Source organism: Microbacterium aurugineum, assembly GCF_023101205.1.
Classification (GTDB): domain Bacteria; phylum Actinomycetota; class Actinomycetes; order Actinomycetales; family Microbacteriaceae; genus Microbacterium; species Microbacterium aurugineum.
The window spans coordinates 3,134,315-3,157,174 of record NZ_CP078078.1; the positions used below are offsets into that span (position 1 = coordinate 3,134,315).

At 68.8% G+C, this 22,860-nt stretch carries 24 protein-coding genes; 6 read left to right on the forward strand and 18 right to left on the reverse strand.

The window, feature by feature from the left end; translation table 11 throughout:
- Positions 1-18: 18 nt before the first annotated feature.
- Both KV397_RS15035 and KV397_RS15040 read right to left on the reverse strand, forming a co-directional pair.
- A complete protein-coding gene (locus KV397_RS15035; RefSeq protein WP_131492055.1) occupies positions 19-1,284 on the reverse strand; it encodes a hypothetical protein in 1,266 nt (421 codons plus the stop codon).
- A gap of 143 nt (positions 1,285-1,427) precedes the next feature.
- Complete coding sequence (locus KV397_RS15040) at positions 1,428-1,856, reverse strand: DUF1761 domain-containing protein (RefSeq protein WP_131492054.1); 429 nt, start codon at positions 1,854-1,856, stop codon at positions 1,428-1,430.
- Between the two features lie 229 nt (positions 1,857-2,085).
- On the opposite strand from KV397_RS15040, the gene KV397_RS15045 reads away from it, so the two are divergent.
- Together KV397_RS15045 and KV397_RS15050 are read left to right on the forward strand one after the other, a co-directional pair.
- Positions 2,086-3,756: a glycoside hydrolase family 13 protein gene (locus KV397_RS15045; RefSeq protein WP_153243426.1), complete on the forward strand. Its 1,671-nt coding sequence runs from the start codon at positions 2,086-2,088 to the stop codon at positions 3,754-3,756.
- 81 nt (positions 3,757-3,837) lie between these two features.
- Positions 3,838-4,845: a LacI family DNA-binding transcriptional regulator gene (locus tag KV397_RS15050; protein ID WP_047524873.1), complete on the forward strand. Its 1,008-nt coding sequence runs from the start codon at positions 3,838-3,840 to the stop codon at positions 4,843-4,845.
- Here KV397_RS15050 and KV397_RS15055 read toward each other — a convergent pair.
- Together KV397_RS15055 and KV397_RS15060 are read right to left on the reverse strand one after the other, a co-directional pair.
- Positions 4,842-6,488, reverse strand: a complete 1,647-nt coding sequence (locus KV397_RS15055) for an FAD-dependent oxidoreductase (protein WP_131492052.1) — start codon at positions 6,486-6,488, stop codon at positions 4,842-4,844. The two genes, KV397_RS15050 and KV397_RS15055, sit on opposite strands and share 4 nt — an antisense overlap.
- Positions 6,485-6,649, reverse strand: a complete 165-nt coding sequence (locus KV397_RS15060) for a hypothetical protein (protein ID WP_194239333.1) — start codon at positions 6,647-6,649, stop codon at positions 6,485-6,487. The genes KV397_RS15055 and KV397_RS15060 overlap by 4 nt, the downstream gene beginning before the upstream one ends.
- 100 nt (positions 6,650-6,749) lie before the next feature.
- Here KV397_RS15060 and KV397_RS15065 point away from each other — a divergent pair, with 100 nt between their 5' ends.
- Positions 6,750-7,037 carry a metal-sensitive transcriptional regulator gene (locus tag KV397_RS15065; RefSeq protein WP_047524869.1) on the forward strand — a complete coding sequence of 96 codons (288 nt, stop codon included), beginning with the start codon at positions 6,750-6,752 and terminating at the stop codon, positions 7,035-7,037.
- A gap of 17 nt (positions 7,038-7,054) precedes the next feature.
- Here the strand turns inward: KV397_RS15065 and KV397_RS15070 are convergent, their stop codons facing one another.
- The 4 genes from KV397_RS15070 to fdxA are packed head-to-tail and all read right to left on the reverse strand — an operon-like array spanning position 7,055 to position 9,884.
- Entirely contained in the window at positions 7,055-7,684 is a 630-nt protein-coding gene (locus KV397_RS15070; protein WP_131492051.1) for a superoxide dismutase, read from the reverse strand.
- 12 nt (positions 7,685-7,696) lie between these two features.
- Complete coding sequence (locus KV397_RS15075; RefSeq protein ID WP_131492050.1) at positions 7,697-8,206, reverse strand: flavin reductase family protein; 510 nt, start codon at positions 8,204-8,206, stop codon at positions 7,697-7,699.
- Positions 8,203-9,561 carry an FAD-dependent oxidoreductase gene (locus tag KV397_RS15080; RefSeq protein WP_261811618.1) on the reverse strand — a complete coding sequence of 453 codons (1,359 nt, stop codon included), beginning with the start codon at positions 9,559-9,561 and terminating at the stop codon, positions 8,203-8,205. The genes KV397_RS15075 and KV397_RS15080 overlap by 4 nt, the downstream gene beginning before the upstream one ends.
- The gene (gene fdxA, locus KV397_RS15085; RefSeq protein WP_047524864.1) at positions 9,558-9,884 is read right to left on the reverse strand and encodes a ferredoxin; all 327 of its coding nucleotides are present in this window, start codon (positions 9,882-9,884) and stop codon (positions 9,558-9,560) included. The genes KV397_RS15080 and fdxA overlap by 4 nt, the downstream gene beginning before the upstream one ends.
- A gap of 76 nt (positions 9,885-9,960) precedes the next feature.
- Between fdxA and soxR the strand changes: the two genes are divergently transcribed.
- A complete protein-coding gene (gene soxR, locus KV397_RS15090) occupies positions 9,961-10,410 on the forward strand; it encodes a redox-sensitive transcriptional activator SoxR (RefSeq protein WP_047524863.1) in 450 nt (149 codons plus the stop codon).
- 197 nt (positions 10,411-10,607) lie between these two features.
- On the opposite strand, the gene KV397_RS15095 is transcribed toward soxR, so the two are convergent.
- The 6 genes from KV397_RS15095 to KV397_RS15120 form a co-directional block, all read right to left on the reverse strand.
- Positions 10,608-12,854, reverse strand: a complete 2,247-nt coding sequence (locus KV397_RS15095) for an exo-beta-d-1,3/1,6-glucosidase (RefSeq protein ID WP_248539538.1) — start codon at positions 12,852-12,854, stop codon at positions 10,608-10,610.
- The gene (locus tag KV397_RS15100) at positions 12,854-13,945 is read right to left on the reverse strand and encodes an ABC transporter permease (protein WP_261811619.1); all 1,092 of its coding nucleotides are present in this window, start codon (positions 13,943-13,945) and stop codon (positions 12,854-12,856) included. Before KV397_RS15100 ends, KV397_RS15095 begins: the two co-directional genes overlap by 1 nt.
- 1 nt (position 13,946) lies before the next feature.
- Positions 13,947-15,032, reverse strand: a complete 1,086-nt coding sequence (locus tag KV397_RS15105) for an ABC transporter permease (RefSeq protein WP_153243423.1) — start codon at positions 15,030-15,032, stop codon at positions 13,947-13,949.
- Positions 15,029-15,829 (reverse strand): ABC transporter ATP-binding protein, encoded by an 801-nt coding sequence (locus tag KV397_RS15110; RefSeq protein ID WP_153243422.1) that lies wholly within the window; start codon positions 15,827-15,829, stop codon positions 15,029-15,031. Before KV397_RS15110 ends, KV397_RS15105 begins: the two co-directional genes overlap by 4 nt.
- The gene (locus tag KV397_RS15115) at positions 15,826-16,650 is read right to left on the reverse strand and encodes an ABC transporter ATP-binding protein (RefSeq protein ID WP_131492045.1); all 825 of its coding nucleotides are present in this window, start codon (positions 16,648-16,650) and stop codon (positions 15,826-15,828) included. The genes KV397_RS15110 and KV397_RS15115 overlap by 4 nt, the downstream gene beginning before the upstream one ends.
- A 66-nt stretch (positions 16,651-16,716) precedes the next feature.
- Positions 16,717-18,384 (reverse strand): ABC transporter substrate-binding protein, encoded by a 1,668-nt coding sequence (locus KV397_RS15120; RefSeq protein WP_261811620.1) that lies wholly within the window; start codon positions 18,382-18,384, stop codon positions 16,717-16,719.
- 155 nt (positions 18,385-18,539) lie between these two features.
- Between KV397_RS15120 and KV397_RS15125 the strand changes: the two genes are divergently transcribed.
- The gene (locus KV397_RS15125; protein WP_131492043.1) at positions 18,540-19,193 is read left to right on the forward strand and encodes a TetR/AcrR family transcriptional regulator; all 654 of its coding nucleotides are present in this window, start codon (positions 18,540-18,542) and stop codon (positions 19,191-19,193) included.
- Between the two features lie 31 nt (positions 19,194-19,224).
- Positions 19,225-20,439, forward strand: coding sequence for an amidohydrolase (locus KV397_RS15130; protein ID WP_131492042.1), 1,215 nt, complete (start codon positions 19,225-19,227; stop codon positions 20,437-20,439).
- A gap of 17 nt (positions 20,440-20,456) precedes the next feature.
- Here KV397_RS15130 and KV397_RS15135 read toward each other — a convergent pair whose 3' ends face one another.
- The 4 genes from KV397_RS15135 to moaA all read right to left on the reverse strand — a co-directional run bounded on the left by KV397_RS15135 (position 20,457) and on the right by moaA (position 22,750).
- Positions 20,457-20,711, reverse strand: a complete 255-nt coding sequence (locus KV397_RS15135) for a toxin (protein ID WP_131492041.1) — start codon at positions 20,709-20,711, stop codon at positions 20,457-20,459.
- On the reverse strand, positions 20,704-20,973 hold the full coding sequence (locus KV397_RS15140) for a ribbon-helix-helix domain-containing protein (RefSeq protein WP_131492040.1): 270 nt from the start codon (positions 20,971-20,973) through the stop codon (positions 20,704-20,706). The genes KV397_RS15135 and KV397_RS15140 overlap by 8 nt, the downstream gene beginning before the upstream one ends.
- Before the next feature lie 71 nt (positions 20,974-21,044).
- Positions 21,045-21,623 (reverse strand): hypothetical protein, encoded by a 579-nt coding sequence (locus KV397_RS15145; RefSeq protein ID WP_261811621.1) that lies wholly within the window; start codon positions 21,621-21,623, stop codon positions 21,045-21,047.
- Between the two features lie 32 nt (positions 21,624-21,655).
- On the reverse strand, positions 21,656-22,750 hold the full coding sequence (moaA, locus tag KV397_RS15150) for a GTP 3',8-cyclase MoaA (RefSeq protein ID WP_261811622.1): 1,095 nt from the start codon (positions 22,748-22,750) through the stop codon (positions 21,656-21,658).
- Positions 22,751-22,860: the final 110 nt, after the last annotated feature.

The window sequence follows — 22,860 nt, forward strand, 5'->3', positions numbered from 1 at the left end:
GCGCTTTCGCAGCCCGGCTCAGTCGCCCGGAAGCGTGAAGGGGTTACTCCCTGCTGCCGCGAGCAGGTACCAGGCCGTCGCGCCCGTGTGCAGACTCGCGTAGTAGAGGTCGCCGAATCCGGAGTCGAGGCCGTCGTTCGAGGTCGCGACGATGCCCTTGCCGTCTCCGTTCGGGGCGTCGCGCTGCGCCAGCCGGATGCTGCTCAGCAGGGCCTCCGCACGATCCGCGTCGCCCGCTCCGTCGCGCAGACGCAGAGCCAGCGCGAGGTGTCCGCTCCCCTCGAACCACGCCTTCGACACGTCGACCTCGCTGATGGACGGACCCGTGTACGGGCCATCGGTGGCCATCAGGTTCGCGAGCGTCCAGTCCAGCGCGGCGCCGTACCGCGGGTCTCCGGTGGCGAGTGCGCTCCAGGTCTGGCCGTCCAGGGGGATGGGCCGCGTGTTGATGGTCGAGCCGTCGAGGCCGGTGCCGGTGTTCACGTGGCCGTCCGCGCTCTGCATCGCCGCGACGAAGTCGGCCGCGACGGCTGCCCGTTCCGCCCACACCGCGTCCCCGGTGAGCTGCGCGAGCTGCGTGAAGAACCCGGCGATGTCACTGTTGTGCTCGGTCGACTTCCAGGTCAGCGACGTGCCGTCCTCGAGCTGACCGCCGGTGTAGCCGTACGGAGCCCGGACCATGTCCGCGGTGTTGTCCTGGATCCACTGCCCCACGCGCAGCGCCCCGTCGAGATACTTCGGATCCCCGGTCGCGTGCGCGAGCCGCGCGAGCGCCAACCCGACCCACGCCTGGTTTCCGGTGAAGCTGCCGGGGCCGGTGATCTCCACCCGTCCTTGGCGGATGCCGTGCGGCTCGTACGACGCACGGGTGCGTCCGTCGCCGATCGGGTCGTTCTCCTGCACGAACAGGAGCGTGTCGCCGATCGCCCGCGCGCGACGGAGATCGTCCGGAAGCCCCCGCGCGGTGTAGGCGATCACGACCAGCGCGTCGTCGTACACGAACGACGGCGTGAAGTCCCAGGTGGGCGTGGTGAAGAAGCCGCCCTGGTAGCTGCGCGGGAGGCAATGCCCCGCACCGTCGCAGAACTCGTCGACCCTGGCATCGAGGAACTCATAGGCCAGTGCCACCGACTGTGCGGCATCCGGTGCTCCTCCGCCGGGCGCCGAACCGTCTGCGGTCCTTCCGGCGCCCAGAGCGGCAGGGGCCGCGCCGGCGAGAACGGCTGCGGCGACGAGCGCGGCGACGACGATCCACGGCGCCGAGCGACGCGAAGAACCGGACATGGAGACCCCTCGGTCAGAACCGCGCGCGGGGGATGACGCGCAGGCGACCTGAAGGTCACAGCATGAGCCTGGCAGTTCCGTCGGGGCTCGAGAAGCGGCGAAAGTCTATATATCGCCCTTTCGCCCTCGCCGATTGGCGAGTGCTAGCCGAGCGCGGGCGGCCAGACGCCGATGATCAGGGCCATCACGACGACGGTGACCAGCTCATGCGCGATGTTCAGCGTGGTCAGCTTGGTCGAGCGGCCCTCGAACGCGTCGTGCGTGATGAAGCGGGCGGCCGTGAAGCCCGCCCACAGCGTGACCGCGGTGACGATCGCACCCCAGAAGTATGATCCGCCGTAGAAGTGCCAGGCGATGACGGCGGCTCCGGCGAGCACCCAGGCCGTGATGAAGCTCACGATGACCGTGGTGATGATCGCCAGCACGGGATTGCCCGAGGGATTGTCGAGGTCCACGTTCGCGAGCTTCGACCAGCGTGTGCCGAACACGCCTCTGGCGTACCAGATCGAGCCGACGAGCATGCTCGACGCGGTGGCCAGCAGGACCGCCCAATAGTTGATCTCCGGAACCATGACAGCCTCCACTCCTCGGATGCCGCCACCCTACTCCCGACATCGCGCCCCCGGTCCCCGACACCTGCATGATCCCGCAACGGATGCATGACCCCGGCAGGAGAGGAGCTCATGCATCCGGAAAGGCCTCATGCAAAACGCCCGCACGCGCTCCGCGCAGCGCGCGCCTCCGAACCGATTCGACTCCCGCCCTGGCAAGAATGTAAGCGTTTGCAGTAGCCTGTTCCGCATGGCACAGCTTGAGCAGATCGCAGCCCCCGGTTCCGAGTGGTGGCGCAGCGCCGTCATCTACCAGATCTACCCCCGCTCCTTCGCGGATGCCTCGGGCGACGGCATCGGCGACCTGCCGGGCATCACCAGCCGCCTCGATGCACTGCAGGAACTGGGCGTCGACGCGATCTGGCTGAGCCCGTTCATGACCAGCCCGCAGCGCGATGCCGGATACGACGTCGCCGACTACCGCGACGTCGACCCGCTCTTCGGCACCCTCGCCGACTTCGACCTGATGCTCGAAGAAGCGCACGCCCGTGGCATCCGCGTGATCGTGGATCTGGTCCCCAACCACTCCTCCGACCAGCACGTCTGGTTCCAGGAAGCGCTCAAGGCGGCGCCCGGCAGCCCGGAGCGCGCGCGCTACATCTTCCGCGACGGCAAGGGGGAGAACGGCGAACTCCCGCCGAACAACTGGGAGTCCGTGTTCGGCGGTGGCATGTGGGAGCGCGTCGTCGAGGCCGACGGCACCCCCGGCCAGTGGTACCTGCACATCTTCGACGCCACGCAGCCCGACTTCGACTGGACGAACGAAGAGGTGCGCGAGGAGTTCCGCTCCATCCTGCGCTTCTGGCTCGACCGCGGCGTCGACGGCTTCCGTGTCGACGTGGCCCACGGCATGATCAAGGCCGACGGTCTGCCCGACTACACGCCCCCGAGCGATGCCGACTCGATGGGCGGCGGCGAGTCGAACGTGCCGTACTGGGGCCAGGACGGCGTGCACGACATCTACCGCGACTGGCACACCGTGCTCGCCGAGTACGACGGCGATCGCGCCCTGTGCGGCGAGGCCTGGATGCCGACGCTCACGCAGACCGCGCTCTGGGTGCGTCCGGATGAGATGCACCAGACGTTCAACTTCCCCTACCTGATGACGCCGTGGGATGCGAAGGCTCTGCGCGACGTCATCCGCGAGTCGCTCGACGAGTTCGGCGGGGTCGGCGCCCCCAGCACGTGGGTGCTCTCGAACCACGATGTCGTGCGGCACGCCTCCCGCCTGGCGCTCACGGCCGAGAACCCGCAGGGCGAGGGCATCGGACCGAACACCCCGAACAAGCCCGACACGGCGATCGGTCTCGCCCGCGCCCGCGCTGCGACCACCCTGATGCTCGCACTCCCCGGATCGTCGTACCTGTACCAGGGCGAAGAGCTCGGACTGCCCGAAGCCATGGAGATCCCGGACGAGTTCCGTCAGGACCCGACCTGGTTCCGGACCCACGGCGAGCGCTACGGCCGCGACGGATGCCGCGTGCCGCTGCCGTGGGAAGCGGAGGCTCCGGCCTTCGGCTTCAACGACACCGGCCTGTCGTGGCTCCCGCAGCCGGACGAGTGGGCGACCTACGCGCGCGATGTGGAGGAGACCGATCCCGCGTCGACCCTCGCGCTCTACAAGCGACTGCTGGCCGGGCGTCGTGAGCACGGCTTCGGCACCGGATCGCTGGTCTGGGAGGAGGCCGGGGCCGACGCCGTGGCTTTCCGCCGTGGCGATGTGCACGTGGTCGCGAACCTCGGCACCGCACCGATCGAGCTGCCGGCGAACGCGGTCGTGATCCTGCAGAGCCAGCCGTTCGACGGAGCGGCCATCCCGGTCGACACGGCCGTCTGGTACACCACGGCCGTCCAGGCCTGAGACCCCCTTCCGGTCGCGATATGACAGCTCTCTGCGCCGCAGGGGATGTCATATCGCGACCGGAGCACATTCGAGGAACACATGGCCAGCATCGATGAGGTCGCCCGGCTCGCCGGAGTGTCGACCGCGACCGTCTCGCGCGCGCTGAGCGGACGCGGTCACGTGTCAGAGTCCGCCCGGGAGCGCGTGCAGGCGGCGGCGCAGTCACTCGGCTACGTCGTCTCTTCACGGGCGTCGAGCCTCGCTTCCGGCCGTACCCGGAACGTCGGCGTCGTGGTGCCGTTCCTCGACCGGTGGTTCTTCAGCACCGTGCTCTCCGGAGTCTCAGCCGCCCTGATGCGCGCCGGCTACGACATCACGCTCTACAACATCACCGCCGACAAGGACGTGCGTCGACACGTGTTCGACACCTTCCTCCGACGGCAGCGCGTGGATGCCGTCATCGCCGTGTCGATCGAGCTCGACGAGGAGGAGACGCAGCTCCTCCTGGACCTGGGGCTCCCCGTGATCGCGATCGGCGGCCCGAACCCGAAGCTCGACACCCTCACGGTCGACGACGTCGCGGTGGCGCAGCTGGCGACCGAGCACCTGATCGGTCTGGGGCACACCGACATCGCGCACATCGGGGCCAACCCCGAGTTCGACATCGACTTCCACATCCCGACCAACCGTCGACTGGGGTTCGAGAAGGCCCTGGCGAAGGCCGGGATCCCCCTGAACCACGCATTCCTCGAGCCGGCGGACTTCACGGTCGAGGGTGGCTACCGCGCCGCGAAGCAACTGCTCGGACGCCCCGGCCCGCGTCCGACCGCCGTTTTCGCCGCCTCGGACGAGATGGCGATCGGCGCACTGCTCGCAGCGCGGGACCTGGGCTTCAGCGTGCCGGAGGAGCTGTCCATCGTCGGCATCGACGGACACGAGCTCGGCGAGTTCTTCCGCCTGACGACGGTCGACCAGTTCCCGCTGGGGCAGGGGGAACGCGCCGCGGATGCCGTGCTCGCGAAACTCACCACCCCGGACGAGGTCCGCATCCCGTCAGCGCTGCCCTACGAGCTGAACGTGCGCGGGACCACCGCCCGTCTGCTCTAGCCGCGGAGCAGGGCGGCGTCGCGCCAGGTGCGGTAGCCGCCGTCGAGGTTGCGGGCGTCCACACCGTGCTGCCGGAGGATCCGCGTGGCGATGTGTCCGCGCAGTCCGACCTGGCAGTGCACCACGATCTCTCCGTCGGGCAGCTCATCGAGTCGATCCCGCAGTTCATCGAGCGGCACGTTGACGGCGCCGGGGATCGCACCGGCGGCGAACTCCGTCGGCGTGCGGACGTCGATCAGTGCCGCCCCCGCGCGCTGCGCGGCGTCGAGCTCATGCCACTGGATCGTCGGCGTCGTGCCGGTCCGGGTGTTCTCCGCGACGTAGCCGAGGATGTTCACCGCATCCTTCGCCGAGCCGAACTGAGGTGCGTAGGCGAGTTCGAGCTGCGCGAGTTCTGCGGCCGGCATCCCTGCATGCATGGCGGTAGCGATCACGTCGATCCGCTTGTCGACGCCGTCCCGGCCGACGACCTGCACCCCGAGGATGGCGTCGGACCGCGGGTCGGCGAGCAGCTTCATCGACAGGGTCTCCGCACCCGGGTAGTACCCGGCGTGCGATCCGGGATGCACGTGCACGGCGTAGAACTCGCGCCCCGCCGCTCGGAGCTGCCGTTCGCTCCAGCCCGTCTTCCCTGCGGCGACCCCGAATACGCGGACGATCCCGGTGCCGAGCGCGGGTCGCGCCGTCTCTGACCGTCCCGCGAGGAGGTCGGCCACCATGCGCCCGTGACGGTTCGCGAGCCCGGCCATCGTGACGAGAGCCGTGCCCCCGCCCACGAGCTCGGCCTTCTCGACCCCGTCTCCCACGGCGAACACGTCGGGCGCGCTCGTGCGGCACTGCGCGTCGACGTCGATGCCTCCTGTCTCGCCGATCCGGATGCCCGCGCGCTCCGCCAACGTCGTCTCCGGCACCACCCCGGACGCGTCGATCATGAGTTCCGCGGCGATGGACGTGCCGTCACTGAGCGTGACGTATCCGGAATCGGCGCGAACGACCTCGACCCCGAGGCGCACATCGACGCCGTGTGCACGGACCTCCGCGGCGATCGGGGCGGCCATCTCCGCGTCGAGGGGGGAGAGCAACTGTGACCCACGCTGCACGAGGGTCACGGATGCGCCCCGCGCCACGAGGTTCTCGACCGCTTCCAGGCCCGTGTAGCCACCGCCGACGACGACCACCGGAAGTCCCGGTCGCACCAGTGCGGCATCGATCGCATCGGCGTCGTCGACCGTCCGCAGGGAGCGGACGGGGATGTCGGAGACCGGTTCGTCCCGGCGCGGGCGTGCCCCCGTGGCGAGGATCAGACTGTCGTAGCTCTGCGTGAAGCGTCGTCCAGAGTCGAGCTCTTCGACCTCGACGAGCTTCTGCGCGGTGTCGATGCGCACGACGTCATGACGCACCCGGACGTCGAGTCCGAAGCGGCTGCGCAGCGAGGCGGGCGTCTGCAGGAGCAGCGACTCCCGCTCCGCGATCACGCCGCCGACGTAGTAGGGCAGCCCGCAGTTCGCGTACGAGACCTCGGGTCCGCGTTCGAAGACCACGATCTGCGCATGCTCATCGAGCCGGCGCAGACGTGCGGCGGCGGACATCCCTCCTGCGACTCCGCCCACGACCACGACGGTGCGCGCTTCGGTCGCGGTCATCGCTGGAACATCCGCGAGAAGAAGCCGCCCTGCGTCTGCTCCTTCGGATGCCCGGAGCACCACTGCGCTGCGGGAACCGTTCGCCGCACATCGGCGACGTGCTCGCCGCACCCCGCCCAGGTCGTCTTCCCGCAGGTCTTGCAACGGACTGCTCGGCACATGGTTCTGGACTCCTCACCGATACCCCCGTGGGTATCTTTAGGGTTCAGCATACCCCAGGGGGTATAGTGGCAAGTCCAGCCGACACTCAGGGAGCGACCGATGTCATCCGCAGATGCCGAGACCCAGCGCAAGATCGCCAACCGCCTCAAGCGCGCCCAAGGACAGCTCGGCGCCGTGATCGCCGCCGTCGAACGCGGGAGCGACTGCCGCGCGGTCGTCACCCAGCTCGCCGCCGTCACCTCGGCGCTCGACAAGGCCGGATTCCAGATCATCGCCTCCGCCATGCAGGACTGCCTGACCGACCCGGCATCGGAGACGGATTCGGCCACCGACACCGATGGGGTGTCGATGGCCGAACTGGAGAAGCTCTTCCTCTCCCTCGCGTGAACCGCGGCTGACGACGGTCAGCGTGGGACGACGAGGCCCGCGGTCGCGGTGCGGGCGGCTTCGAAGCGGCGCTGCACGTCGGGCCAGTTCACGAGGTTCCAGAACGCCTTCACGTAGTCCGCGCGCACGTTGAGGTAGTCGAGGTAGTAGGCGTGCTCCCACACGTCGAGCTGCAGCAGCGGGGTCACACCGAGCGGCGCGTTGCCCTGCTGGTCGAACAGCTGGAAGATGACCGGACGCGCACCCACGCTGTCCCACGCGAGCACCGCCCATCCCGAGCCCTGCACCCCGAGTGCCGTCGCGGTGAAGTGCGCGCGGAACGCGTCGATCGACCCGAACGCATCCACGAGCGCCGCCTCCAGCTCGCCTTCCGGAGCGCCGCCGCCCTCGGGCGACATGTTCTGCCAGAACACCGAGTGGTTGATGTGGCCGCCGAGGTTGAACGCGAGGTCCTTCTCGAGCTTGTTCACGTTCGCGAGGTCACCCGCGTCGCGGGCGGCGGCGAGCTGCTCGAGGGCGGTGTTCGCACCCGTGACATACGCCTGGTGGTGCTTGGAGTGGTGCAGCTCCATGATCTTGCCCGAGATGTGCGGCTCGAGCGCTGCGTAGTCGTAGGGCAGCTCGGGGAGCGTGTAGAGAGCGGACATGGCGTCTTCCTTTCAGTGGTGGGGGTCGTGCGGGAGGGCGTGGAAGCGACGGTCGAGGTACACGAGCGGACGCCCCTGCGGTCCGGCGATGACGTCGAGCACCTCGGCGATCACCACCGTCGACGAACCGACGGCCACGGTCTGCAACGCACGGCAGCGCAGGGCGGCGCGCGCGGAGGCGAGGTACGGTTCTCCGGTGTCGAGCTCCGACCAGCCCTGTTCCGCGGTGAAGCGTTCGGAGCCGCTGACGGCGAAGCTCTGCGCGAGGGCGGAGTGCTCGTCGTCGATGAGATGCACGACGAAGGTGTCCGCACCGAGGATCGCCCCGGCCGACCCGGTCGCCCTGGTGACGGAGAACACGATCGCCGCAGGGTCGACCGCCACCGAGGCGACGCTCGACGCCGTGAGGCCGACCGGACCGGTCGGCGTGGACGCCGTGATGATCGCGACGCCCGCGGGGTGCGTACGGAAAGCGTCCTTGAGCCGGTCGCCGACCGGTGTGGGTATGGGTGTCGCGGTCATCGTCCGGCCTCCGTCATCTGCTCCTGCTTCGCATGCCTCAGCATCTCCTCGCGCTCGACGAGTTTGGTCCGCTCGCGCCCGCGGTCGGCTCCGGCGCTGCGCTCCGCCGCGTCGATGCGCAGCCATCCGTCGAAGTCGACGGCGTGCCCGAGGTGGGCGATCGGGTCCTCCGCGCGCACGACCTCCTCGGCGGCCTCGAGATCCTCGACGAGATGCCGCACGGTCTGCGCGGCATCCGATTTCGTCGAGCCGATGAGCCCGACCGGTCCGCGCTTGATCCACCCCGTCGCGTACAGGCGCGGGATCGGCTCGCCGGCTGCGTCCAGGACGCGCCCCTCGGCGTGGGGCACGACCCCGAGCTCGTCGTCGAAGGGCACCCCGGCCACGGGCGTCGAGCGGTAGCCCACAGCGCGGTAGACCGCCCCGACGTCATACCGCCGCAGTTCGCCGGTGCCCACCATGCGGCCCAGCTCATCCGACGCCGTCCGCTCCATCTCGATGCCGGTGACTCGTCCGGTGCCCAGCAGACGGACGGGTCGCTGCCGCAGGTGCAGATGGATGCGGCGAGCGGCGGTGCGGTCGGCCGGATCGAGCGCGGCCCACTCGGTCAGGGTGCGCACGATGGTGCGGCGCTGCGAGAACTGCGCGATCATCCGCTCGGCATGCGCGTCGAGTGCGAGTTCGTCCGCATCGACGATCACATCGACGTCATCCTGCTCGGCGAGCTCGCGCAGCTCCAGCGCAGAGAAGCGCACGTCGGCCGGCCCCCGCCGCGCGAACAGGTGCACATCCCGCAGGGGGCTGGCGCCGAGCTGGTCGAGCACGGCATCCGGGGTGTCGGTGTGCGTCAGCGCGGAGGCGTGCGTGGCGAGGATCCGCGTCACGTCGAGCGCGACGTTGCCCGCACCGAGCACCGCCACCGACTCGGCGGCGAGCGGCCAGGTGCGCGGGGCATCGGGGTGCCCGTCGTACCACGCGACGAAGTCCGCGGCACCGAAAGAGCCGGGAAGGTCGATACCGGGGATGTCGAGGCGGACGTCGAGGTCGGCCCCCGTCGCCACGATCACCCCGTCGTATGCCGCACGCAGCTCATCGATCCCGATGTCACCCCCGACGTCGATGTTGCAGCGCAGGCGGATGCGCGGGTGGCCGAGCACCTCGTGCAGCGCATCCGTGATCTTGCGGATCCGCGGGTGATCGGGGGCGACGCCGTAGCGGACGAGACCGTACGGTGCCGGGAGCTTCTCGAAGAGGTCGATCGACGCGGTCGGCACACGATCGAGCAGGATGTCGGCGGCGTAGATGCCCGCGGGGCCCGCTCCGACGATGGCGATCCGGGGTTCGGCGACCGTCATGCGTGTTCCCCCTGGGGAGCCAGCGCGGCGATGACCGGGTGGTCGAACGCGAGCATGCCCGTCTTCGCGGCGCCTCCGGGGGAGCCGATCTCGTCGAAGAACTCGACGTTGGCCTTGTAGTAGTCCTGCCACTCCTCGGGGAGATCGTCTTCGTAGAAGATCGCCTCGACCGGGCACACCGGCTCGCAGGCACCGCAGTCGACGCATTCGTCCGGGTGGATGTAGAGCGAGCGCTCACCCTCGTAGATGCAGTCGACGGGACACTCATCGATGCAGGCCTTGTCCTTCACATCGACGCACGGCAGGGCGATGACATAGGTCATCGGGGGGTCTTCTCTCGGGTCACGCTGTCCACCGTAAAACCTCAAGTACACTTGAGGTCAAATCGAGGAGGCCCGGATGAGCCCGCACGCACCCGACGAACCGCTGACGATCGGCGAGATGACCCGACGCACCGGAGTCGCCGCGTCCGCCCTGCACTTCTACGAGACGCTCGGGCTCATCGCGTCCACCCGCACCCCCGGCAACCAGCGCCGCTACGCCCGGCACATGCTGCGCCGCGTCTCCCTGATCACGGTCGCCAAGCGCCTCGGCATCCCGCTGTCCGACGTGCAGGCGGCCTTCGCCGACGTGCCGCTGACCGAGACCCCGAGCCACGCCGACTGGCAGCGGGCATCCCGACGTTGGAAGCGCGAACTCGAGAAGCGCCGCGAGGGCATCGAGCGCCTCGAACGCGAACTCACCGGATGCATCGGCTGCGGCTGCCTGTCGATGAAGGCCTGCGGTCTGCTCAACCCCGACGACGCGCTCGGCACCCAGGGCTCAGGCCCCCGCCGCCTGGACGCCTAGCCCCCTCCCCCTCCTCCCCATTCCCTCCTCCCCTCTCCCCCAGGTCGAGACCCCCGCTGGTCGTCGACACCCCCGTGCACAGACGTCTGTGGGAGGGGGTGCCGACGACCGGCGGGGGTCTCGGCGAGAAGGAACCAGGAACCAGGAACCAGGAACCAGGAACCAGGAACCAGGAACCAGGAACCAGGAACCAGGAACTACACGACCTCGAAGTCCGCGGCGAGGAGCACGTCGTCGCGCGAGCTGGGGCCGACCAACAGCTCGAACGCGCCGGCCTCGACCAGACGCGTGCCCGCGGCATCCACGATCGTGCAGTCGGCGACCGGCAACTCCACACGCACGCGCGCGGACTCCCCGGGTGCGAGTTCGACCTGGCGATAGGCCTTGAGCTCCTTGTCGGTCCAACTCACGCTGGTCACGGCATCGCGCACATACACCTGCACGGTCTCGCGCACCGGCCGCGTGCCCGTGTTCGTCACCGTGACCCGGCCGACGATCGTGTCCGTCTCCTCCAGCGAGGTCGCCTCGAGCTCCAGGTCGGAGTACTCGACGGTCGTGTACGACAGTCCCTCACCGAACGCCCACGTCGGTGACTGTGTGAGGTCGGCGTACCGGTCGCCGTGCTGTCCGCGGATCTGGTTGTAGTACGTCGGCTGCTGGCCCACGTGCCGGGCGAACGAGATGGGCAGGCGGCCCGACGGCTCGACCGCGCCGGAGATGATCTCGGCGAGCGCACGCCCGCCCTGCATGCCGGGGTTCGCCGCCCAGATCACGGCGGCAGCCTTCGACGCGGATGCCGGGAGCACGAGCGGCTTGGAGGCCAGCAGCACCACGACGACGGGCTTCCCCGTCGCGATGAGCGCATCGATCAAGGCGTTCTGCCCGCCGATGAGCTCCAGCGTCGCGGTGGAACGACCCTCGCCGACGAGCTCGATCCGGTCCCCGACCACGGCCACGACGACGTCCGCATCGGCTGCCGCGGCGACGGCCTCGGCGATCAGCTCGGCATCCGGGGCGCACGGCTGCACGACCGGTGGACGCGGCTGCTTGTCGGGGAAGAACGGTCCCTGCGGGTCTTCCTGCAGGGTGAGGATGTCCGCGCCCCGGGCGTGTGTGACCGTCCAGCCGTCGACCGCGCGCAGTCCGTCGAGCACGGTCGTGATCATCTCGCGGGGCTGACCGTCGAGCCACCCGGCTTGCCCCGATCCCCCAGCCCAGTCCCCGAGCTGCGTCTGCGCGTCGTCCGCCAGAGGACCGACCACGGCCACCCGCACCGGGGCGGCGGCGTCGAGCGGCAGGAGGCCGTCGTTCTCGAGCAGCACGATCGACCGGCGTGCCGTCTCCAGGTTCAGCTCCGCGTGCGCGGCGCTGCCGACCACCTCGTCGAGCCCCGCACCGGGCAGGCGCGGGTTCTCGAAGAGGCCGAGCTCGAACTTGAGGGTGAGGATGCGCGCGGCGGCCGCATCGAACGCGTCCTCCGGGAGCATGCCCGCAGCGACCGCGTCCAGGGCACCTTCGTAGAACCCCGGCGTGGTCATGATCATGTCGTTTCCGGCCCGCACGGCCGCGGCGGCCGCATGCGTGATGTCAGGCTGGATCCGCTGCTCCCACACCATCCGTCCGACGTTGTCCCAGTCCGTGATGAGGGTGCCGGTGTACCCCCACTCCCCGCGCAGGACGTCGCTGAGCAGCCAGTCGTTGGTGGTGATCGGCACCCCGTCGGTGGTCTGGTAGCCGAGCATGAAGGTGCGGCAGCCCTCGCGGGCGACGCGCTCGAACGGCGGCAGGAACCAGGAGCGGAGCTTGCGCCGCGAGATGTCGGCCTCGCTGGCATCGCGTCCGCCCTGGGTCTCGGAGTATCCGGCGAAGTGCTTGGCCGTCGCGAGGATCGCCGTCGGGTCGTCGAGCCCCTCGCCCTGGTATCCGCGCACCATCGCGGAGGCGAGTTCCCCGATCAGGAACGGATCCTCACCGAAGGTCTCGCTGATGCGGCCCCACCGCAGGTCGCGGGCGATGCACAGCACCGGCGAGAACGTCCAGTGGATGCCGGTGATCGCGACCTCCTCGGCCGTCGCACGGGCCACGCGTTCGAGCAGATCGGGGTCCCACGTCGCCGCCATGCCGAGCTGAGTGGGATAGATCGTCGCCCCGGGCCAGAACGAGTGCCCGTGGATGCAGTCCTCGCCCACCAGCAGCGGGATGCGGAGGCGGGTCTGCGCCGTGAGCTGGTTCGCGCGCAGGATCCGCTCGGGCGAGGTGTGCAGGATCGAGCCCGCGTGGCGGCGTGCGACGTGATCGTCGAGGTCGTCGCGGGCGTCGAGCTGCAGCATCTGCCCGACCTTCTCCTCGAGCGTCATACGGCCGAGGAGGTCGGCCACACGTTCGGGGATCGAGAGCGCCGGGTCCTGGTACGGGAGCTGGGTGGTCAGAGTCTGAGAGGTCATCACGGGGTGTTCCGGGTCGAAGTCGGCGAGGGATCGGAGTTCTTCTGCGGCAGGGGCACGCTGCGGACGGCCGTGACGGCGTCGTTCACGTTCAGCCCCTTCTTCTTCATGGCTCTGGCCCGCTCACCCGCCGACCGCAGGCGCGGGTTGACGTACTCGTCGATGCCGAAGTTGATGAGCGAGAGGGCGACGCCGATGATGGCGATGCAGAGTCCGGCCGGCACGTACCACCACCACAGGCGCGGGAAGGCGCCGTTCTGCTGGGCCCAGAACAGGATGGTCCCCCAGTTCAGGTTGCTCACCGGGATCACCCCGATGAAGGCCAGCGTGGTGAGACCGAGGATCGCGGCGGTCACGGTACCGACGAAGCTCGAAGCGATCAGGGCCATGAGGTTGGGCAGCATCTCGACCGTGATGATCCGGCGCAGAGGCTCGCCGTTGGCACGGGCGGCCTGGATGAAGTCACGGTTGCGCAGCGACATCGTCTGGGCACGGAGCACGCGCGCACCCCATGCCCAGCCCGTGATGCCGAGCACGGCGGCGATCACGATCAGCGGCGGGTTGTCGAACTGCGAGGCGATGATGATGATGAGCGGGATACCCGGGATCACCAGGAACACGTTGGTCAGCGCCGACAGCGATTCACTCTTCCAGCCGCGCACATAGCCGGCGATCACCCCGATCGTGATCGCGATGATCGTGGCGATGAAGGCTGCGAGGAAGCCGACGACGATGACGCCGCGCGTGCCGTAGATGATCTGGCTCAGCACGTCCTCGCCCATGTGCGTCGTCCCCAGCCAGTGCTCCCACGAGGGGGGCTGCCGGAGCGCCGTGCGATCCTTCTGGGTCGGTCCGTACGGGGCGATCCACGGAGCGAGGATCGCGACGAGCACGAACACACCGAGGATGATCAGCCCGGCGATCGACTTGGGGTTGCGGAACATCGCGAACGCCTGACCCAGCTGCGACCAGAAGGTCTTGCGCGGTGGCGCGGCGGCCGGCCGCGTGCGCAGCGTGGCGGTCTCGGGCATGCCGGAGACGACGGCCGACCCGTCGGGTGCGGTGCTCTCGGTGGTGGTGGGAACGGTCATGTCAGGACTCCATCTGGCGGGTGCGCGGATCGAGGTAGGCGTAGACGACATCCGCGAGGATGTTGGCCACGAGCACCGACAGGGTGATCACGAGGAACACGCCCTGCATGAGGGCGAAGTCCTTGGCGTTGGTCGCATCGAGCAGGAGCTTGCCCACGCCCGGATAGCTGAAGACCATCTCCATCACGATCGTGCCGCCGACGATGAAGCCGATCGACAGCGCGAAGCTCTGGATCTGCGGCAGCACCGCGTTGCGGGCGGCATAGCCCCACAGCACGCGCTTGTTGGGCATGCCCTTGGCCTGGGCCACCGTGATGTAGTCATCGTCGAGCACCGTCAGCATCATGTTGCGCATGCCGAGCACCCATCCGCCGAGCGAGGCGACCACGATCGTCAGGGCGGGCAGTGTGCCGTGCATGATGACCTGACCGATGAAGTCGAAGCTCCACTCCGGGGATTGCCCCTTGTCGTAGGCGTGCGAGGAGGGGAACCACTTCAGGGTCGACGAGAAGATCGCGATCGCGATGAGCCCGAGCCAGAAGTAGGGGATCGTGTTGAAGAAGGTCGTCACGGGGATGATCGCGTCGAGCCTGCTGCCGCGCTTCCATCCGACGACGGCACCGGCGATCGTGCCGATCGTGAAGGAGATGATCGTCGCGATGCCGACCAGGCCGAGCGTCCACGGCAGTGCCGACGCGAGCACCTCGGCGACCGGCCGCAGCCCGTGCAGCGTCGAGATGCCGAGGTCGCCGCGCAGCAGCATCCCCCAGTACTCGATGTACTGCTGCCAGATCGACTTGTCGGTGTCGATGCCGAGCAGGATGCGTAGTGCTTCCTCGGCCTCCGGGCTCACGCTGCGGTTGCGCGCGAGGTAGGAGCTGACCGCGTCGCCCTTCATGAGGCGCGGCAGGAAGAAGTTGATCGTGATGGCCGCCCAGAGCGTGAACAGGTAGAAACCGGCACGCCCGGCGAAGAAGCGCCACGGGATCTTCCGGCGTCCGCGTTCCGCGACGGTCGCCGTGGTGCCGACCTCGAGAGCGTCGCGGGACGCGAGCTCGTCGTCGAGCCGGGGGAGAGCGGCGCTCACAGCGCACCTCCCATCGAGGTCGCGAAGTGCTTGTCCGGGTCGGGCGACGCGGCGCGCAGCTCCCGCGTGTACGGATCCTGCGGGTTGAGGATCACCTCGTCAGCGGCGCCGTACTCCACGACCCGGCCCTGATTGAGGACCATGATCTCGTCGCTGAAGTGACGGGCGGTGGCGAGGTCATGGGTGATGTAGAGCACGCCGAGCCCCTCCTCACGTTGCAGGTCGGCGAGCAGGTTCAGCACACCGAGGCGGATCGAGACGTCGAGCATCGACACGGGCTCGTCGGCGACGAGGAGCGAAGGGCGAGACGCGAGGGCACGGGCGATGGCCACCCGCTGTCGCTGTCCGCCGGAGAGCTCGTGCGGACGCCGGTCGATCACGGTGTCCGGGTCGAGCCGGACCCTGTTGAGCAGACGGCGCACCTCGGCCTCGGTCTCCCCCTTGGGCACCACGTCATCGAGGCGGATCGGCCGCTCCAGGTGGTAACGGATCGAGTGGTACGGGTTGAGGGAGGCGAACGGGTCCTGGAACACCATGCGCAACTGCTGCCGGTACTTCCGCAGCCCCTTGCCGCGGCGCGGGATCGGCACACCATCGAGCAGCACCTGTCCACTGGTCGGGGTCTCGAGCTGGGTGAGGATCTTCGCGATCGTGGACTTGCCGCTGCCGGACTGACCGACCAGGCCGATCGTCTGCCCGGAGGTCAGCGTGAAGCTCACATCGTCGAGCGCTTTGAGCTGGCCGGCACCGCGGACGTTGTACGTCTTCGTGATGTTCCGGAATTCGAGGGTGGTCATCGCACCAGCACCCCTCTCTCCCCGGTCAGCCGGGGGAACGACGACAGCAGTGTCTTCGTGTAGTCGTGCTCGGGCCGCGTCCAGATGCGCTCGGCGGTGGCGAGCTCGATGATCTCGCCCTCCCGCATGATCGCGATCCGGTCGCTGATCTCCAGGAGGAGGGGGAGGTCGTGGGTGATGAAGATCACCGAGAAGCCGAACTCGTGCCGCAGCTGCGAGATCTGCGTGAGGATCTCGCGCTGCACCAGCACATCGAGGGCGGTGGTCGGCTCGTCCATGACCATCAGCTGCGGGCGCAGCGCGAGGGCCATCGCGATCATGACGCGCTGGCGCATGCCGCCGGAGAGCTCATGGGGGAAGGAGCGGATGCGCTGGCGCCCGACCTTGACGATCTCGAGCAGTTCCTCGGCCTCGGCATGCCGCTGCCGGCGGTTCATGTCGGGGCGATGGATCTCGAAGACGTCTTCCAGCTGCGAGCCGATCGTCGCGACCGGGTTCAGGGCGTTCATCGCGCCCTGGAACACCATCGAGACCTTGTCCCAACGGAACCGCTGCATCGCGTCCACGTCGAGCGCGTCGATGTCGATGTCGACGCCGGTCGCATCGTGGAAGGTCACACTGCCGCCGGTGATCACGGCCGGCGCACGCAACAGGCGCTGGACTCCGTAGGCGAGCGTGGTCTTGCCGCACCCGCTCTCACCGGCGAGACCGAGGATCTCGCCGCGCTGCAGTTCGAGGTTCACGTTCTTCACCGCCTCGACGGGCGGATCGACGTCGTACACGACCGAGAAGTCGCGCACGCTGAGGAGAGGGTCTGGCATGGTGATGTCTTTCGTCGGCGGAGAAGGGGAGCCCGGGGTCGTTCACCCGGGCTCCCCACCCGGTGCTTACTCGGCGGGCTTCAGCTTCGTGAGGATCTGCACGATGTTCTGCTGCGTCGGGTCGGCCGACGCATACGGGTCCTCCTCCGAGGGCCATCCGACGTAGTTGCGGGTGTTGAACTCGCCCAGCAGCGGGTGCGCCCCCAGCGGGATGGCCGGCACCTGCTCAGCGAAGATCGTCTGCAACGTGTCGAGTGCCGCGGTGCGCTCCTCATCCGACGACGCGTTCGCGTAGGAGTTCAGGGCAGCCGTCGCCTCCGGGTCGTCGAAGCGACCGAAGTTGAAGCCGGCCTTGCCGTCCGAGATCCAGCGCGGGTCCATCGTCGAGGTGTAGAGGCCGTAGGCGGTCCCGCTGTCCTCGAGCCAGTGGATGATCGCGGAGAACGTGCCGTTGTCGCGAGGATCGGCCCAGCCGCCCCAGTCGGGCATGTCGATCTTGACCTCGGCGCCGATGGCCTCGGTCACGTCTTCGGCGATGAGCTCCTGCGCGGTGTTCCAGTCGCTCCAACCCGAGGGGACCGACAGCGTGAACGACACGGGGGCGCCGTCGGGGTCGATCAGCGCGTCGTCCTTCCACGTGTAGCCGGCGGTCTCGAGCAGGTCGCGGGCCTTCTCTGCATCGACCGAGTAGTCCACGTCCGCGAATTCGGGCTGGATCTCGTCTTCGAGGATCGACGAGAGGCCGGTGACCGACCACACGGCCTCGCTGGCACCCTCGCGGGCGATGTCGACGTAGGCATCACGGTCGATCACCCAGGCGAGCGCCTGGCGGAAGGCCGGGTCGTCGAACGGCTTCTGCTGCAGGTTCATGAACAGCGTCGCCGAACCGGTGGTGGGAGCCGCCCAGAACTTGTTGTGCTCGGGGTCGACCGACAGGAACTGCTCCTCGATCTGCGGGATGAACGCCTGCGCCCAGTCGGCGTCGCCGTTGGCGAGAGCGGTGGTCAGCGCCGTGTTGTCGCCGTAGGAGACGTAGTGCAGCTCGGGCACCGAGAGCTCGCCACCCCAGTAGTCGTCGCGGGCGTCGAGGGTGACCGACTCGGTCGACCAGTTCGAGAGGACGTAGGGTCCGGTACCCACCAGGTCGTCGCCCTTGACGGGGTCGGTGGCCGGGTCGTCGAGGTTCTCCCAGATGTGCTTCGGCACGATCGGCACGTGCAGGGCGCGGGCCTGGTTGACGTACTTCGACGCGGCGAAGGTCAGCACGACCTTGTCGCCGTCGACGGCAGCGCTGTCGAGCTGGAGGCCCGCGGTGTCGAGGGCGGGGGTGGAGGCGAGCTCGTAGGAGTAGACGATGTCGTCGGCAGTGAAGGGCTCGCCGTCGCTCCAGGTGACGTCGGCGCGGGGAACGACCGTGAGCTGCGTGTAGTCGTCGTTCCACTCGATGCTCTCGGCGAGCCACGGGGTGACCCCGCGGTCGCCGGTCTGGTTTACGAGGGCGAGGGTCTCGAAGATCACCTTGCCGTAGCCGTACTTCGAGGCGGAGGAGTCGCCGACGTAGGGGTTGTTCGATTCGGTGGTGATCGCGCCGTCGGGCTTCGCGATCGTGAGCGAGGCGGAACCGGCACCGCTGCCGGACTCGTCGCCCCCTCCTCCTGCGGAGCATCCGGCGAGGGCCGAGATACCGAGGGCGGTGATCGCGGTCGCCGCGATCAGAGATTTCCTGAGCTTCATTGCTTCTCCTTGGGCACGGTCTTTGTGCTGCGGCACCGGCGGAGGCTGCTGCGCCGGTCTGGTGTGATTCGCTTACTGTCGAGAAAGTAAGTTTCAGTGAGGTTACCGAGTAGTAAGTTGGATCGCAAGCACGGCTCGGCAATGGAGGAACGGCGATGGCAGACAGCGACCAGACGGTGCGCGTGCGCCCGGCGACGCTCGCGAAACGCGAGCAGATCCTCAAGGCGGCCATCGAGATCTTCGGGAACAAGGGATCGACGAACGGCACACTGGCCGACGTCGCGGAACAGGTCGGCATCACGCACGCCGGCGTGCTCCACCACTTCGGGTCGAAGCAGAAGCTGCTGCTCGAGGTGCTCGCCTACCGCGATCAGGACGACGTGGCGGGGCTCGCGCAGAAGCACATCCCCGGCGGACCGGAGCTGTTCCTGCACCTCGTGCGCACCGCGTTCACGAATGCGAAGCGCCCCGGCATCGTGCAGGCGTACACGGTGCTCTCCGCGGAATCCGTGACCGACGACCATCCGTCGCGCCCGTTCTTCGAAGAGCGCTACACGACGCTTCGCCGCGAGGTGACGGACGCCTTCCACGAGCTGTGCGCCCAGGAGGGCGTGAGCGATCCGCGCCGCATCGCCGACGCGGCCGCCGCGATCCTGGCCGTGATGGACGGCCTGCAGTTGCAGTGGCTCCTGCATCCGGAGGTCGTGGAGCTCGGCGAGACGAGCGAGTTCGCGATCCGCGCCATCGTCAACGCCGTACTGCATCCCGGGCCGGAGCTGGAGACCTACGCGCACGACACGGACGGCTGACGGCCCCGACACGCCCGACTAGGCTCGGGCCATGACGATCGACCTCGAAGCGCTCTACATCGACCTGCACCAGCACCCCGAGCTCTCGTTCCAGGAGACACGCACCGCGGGCATCGCCGCCCGGCATCTGCGCGATCTCGGCCTCGAGGTGGAGGAGGGCGTCGGGGTCACCGGGGTCGTGGGCCTTCTCCGCAACGGCGACGGCCCCGTCGTGTGGGTGCGCGCCGACATGGACGCGCTCCCGGTCGAGGAGCAGACCGGCCTCTCGTATGCGAGTACCGCGAAGGGCGTCGACCCCGCGGGCACCACCGTCCCCGTCATGCACGCCTGTGGCCACGACATGCACGTCACCGCCATGATCGGCGCCGTGGAGAGGCTCGTCGCGGAGCGCTCCGACTGGTCGGGAACCCTCGTCGTACTGATCCAGCCCGCCGAGGAGTACGGGGCCGGGGCGCGCGCCATGCTCGACGACGGCATCCTGGACCGCTACCCCCGTCCCGACATCGTGCTCGGCCAGCACGTGACCCCACTCCCCGCGGGCATCGTCGGGGTGCGCAGCGGGACGCAGATGGCCGCCTCCGACGGGCTCACGGTGACCTTGCATGGCCGCGGCGGACACGGCTCGCGCCCGCACGCCACGATCGACCCGGTGGTGATGGCTGCGGCCACCGTGATGCGCCTGCAGACCATCGCCTCGCGCGAGATCGATCCGCAGGGCGTCGCGGTCGTGACCGTCGGCTCGATCCATGCCGGGCTCAAGAACAACATCATCCCGGCCGAGGCGAAGCTCGAGCTCAGCCTGCGCTACCCGAACGAGGAAGCACGCGAGAAGGTGCTCGCGAGCGTGGAGCGCATCGTGCGGGCCGAAGCCACCGCATCCGGGGCCGAGCGTGAGCCGGAGATCCGCACCGACCACACCCTGCCCGCCACGATCAACGATGAGGATGCCACGGCCCGCGTCACGACCGCGATCCAGCGGGCCCTCGGCGAGGCGTCCGTCATCGACCCCGGCATGTTCACCGGCAGCGAGGACGTGTCCTGGTTCGCGCGCGACGCCGGCGTGCCGCTCGTGTTCTGGTTCTGGGGCGGCGTCGACCCCGCGCGGTTCGCCGAGGCGGTCGCCGCGGGTCGACTCGAGCAGGACATCCCGACGAACCACTCGCCGTTCTTCGCGCCCGAGATCCACCCGACGATCGAGGTCGGCGTGACCGCCCTGTCGGCCGCGGCCCGGGAGTTCTTGGACTGAGGCGGACGCGAATCGCCCTACAGCTCGTCGAGGTACTGCGCCCGGGCTTTCATCGCGTGAATGATCAGCTCGTAACCGTCGTCGTAGATCAACACCACGAGCTCCAGGAGGCGGCCAGCAGGGTCGGCGGCGATCATGAGCCAACGGCGCGGGTCGTCTTCATCGTCGAGCGGGCGCGACTGCAGGACGTGCTCGACCGCATAGAGCACGGAAGAGTCGTCGAGCTGGTCGCGCCGGTAGTGTTTGCGGGCCGATCGGTGCAGGTCAGGCAACGTGTGCCCACTCGCGCACTGCGGCGCGAATCGCCTCCGAACGCGTGGCGATGCCCTCCGCCTCAGCGCGCGCTGTCAGGGCCGCGATCGTGGACGCATCGAGCCGCACGGGGATCACCGCGCCGGGGCCATCGCCCACGGTCGGTCGACCTCGACGCGGCTTCGGGAGTTTCGACAGGTCGTACCCGGCCTCGGCCTCGTCGGCCCACGCCTGAATCTGCTCGTCCGGGACGGGCTTTCCATTCAGCAGGTGCTCGCTCATGCGAATAGCGTATACGAAAATGTCCTATTTGTGTATACGAAAAGGTGCCTGGTCGTTGTCGACTGCCGCGGTCACGGGACAGTCTGTTGCGCGCCCAGGAAGACGTGCAGGCCGAGCGCGTTCCGCGGGGGAGGTGGGGCCGCAGAAAGATGGCGATTCAGCAGGCCGACGACCTCGCCGGGAATCGGGTCGATCGCGTTGGCCTTCTTCACGTCCTGGGAGCCGAAGCCGGCCAAGAGCGTCACAGACCCCCCATCCCTGCTTCTCACCTCGACACGGGCGTAGTCCGTGTCGAGGCGGATCAGCACACGAGCGATGGAGGCCCAAGGGAGCGCTCGCTCCGCCCCAGCACCGATGATCCGGATCCCCCGGTCATCCCACTCGACGACGTAACGCTTCCTCTGCCAGGCGAAGATCCACAAGAGGGCGAGCACGATGACGACAGCCAAGCCACCGGCGACCAGGACGACGTCGGAGCGGCCGAGCATGGAGTCGGTCTCGACGGAGATCGCAATCAACGCCGCCGTGGCAGCAGCCCCGCCCACGAGCACGCAGCCGACGATGATCGCGACGAGCTGGCGCAGGGAGACCCGAGTCGCCCGGATGGTCAACCGATACCCGGCACGCCCCTGCCCGATCTGCTCCCACATCCGTTCAGCCCCCGTTCCGTCGATACGTCGACTCAGCCGCCGATCGCGTTCATGCCGCGCGCCGGTTGCAGGAATGAGGGGTCGTTGATCGCGTGCCCCGGGAGCTTGCCGTGCACACAGGAGCGCAGCATCTCGGCGATCCCGGCGGAGCGGTCACCCGGCGCAGAGGCCGACTCCCCGCGCAGCACCTCGATGAGGTCGTACTCGACGTTCGAGAAGAGGCAGTTGCGCAGCTGACCGTCGGCGGTCAGGCGCAGACGGTCGCACGCACCGCAGAACGGGGCGGTGACCGAGGCGATCACCCCGACCTCGTGCGGTCCGCCGTCGATCCGCCACTTCTCTGCAGGTGCTCCCCCACGCCCTTCGACCGGATCGAGATGCCAGCGCTCCCCCAGCGACGCGAGGATCTCCTCGCGCGTGACCATGGATGCCCGGTCCCAGGTGTGTCCGGCGTCGAGCGGCATCTGTTCGATGAAGCGCAGCTGCGCGCCCACACCCATCGCGAACTCCACGAGGTCGACCAGCTCGTCGTCGTTGACGCCGCGCATCGCGACCGCGTTGAGCTTGAGCGGACGGAGCTCCGAGGCCGCAGCCGCCGCGATGCCCTCGAATACGTCGTCGAGGCGGTCACGGCGGGTCAGGTCGGCGAAGCGCTGACGGTTCACCGTGTCGATGCTGATGTTGAGGCGCGTGAGTCCGGCCTCGATCAGCGCCGGGAGTTTCTGGGCGAGGCTGATGCCGTTGGTCGTCATGGCGACCTCGACGGGTCCGTCCTCGCCTTCGATGCGGGAGACGCGTCGCACGACCTCGACGATGTCGGCCCTCAGGAGCGGTTCGCCACCGGTGAGGCGGAACGTGCGGATGCCGAGAGCGGCGGCCACCTCGGCGACCTCGACGATCTCATCCGTGGAGAGGATGCTCGTGCGGGCGAGCCACTCGTTCCCCTGCTCCGGCATGCAGTACGTGCAGCGCAGCGAGCAGCGGTCGGTGAGCGAGATGCGCAGATCCCGGTGCACCCGGCCGTGCGTGTCGACGAGACCTGCTTCGACGGCAGAGTGGCCAGGGCTCTGCGCCGTCGGACCGGCGTGCGGCGGGCGCACACCGATCACCACCGGCACGGCCGTCATCGCGCTCCGCCACTCCCCGTCATCGTTCGAGACTAACCCGCCGCTTCCCCCCTCGGGGCCGAAACACCTGAGGTTCCCGTCGCGATATGGCAGCCCATATGCGCGTGGGG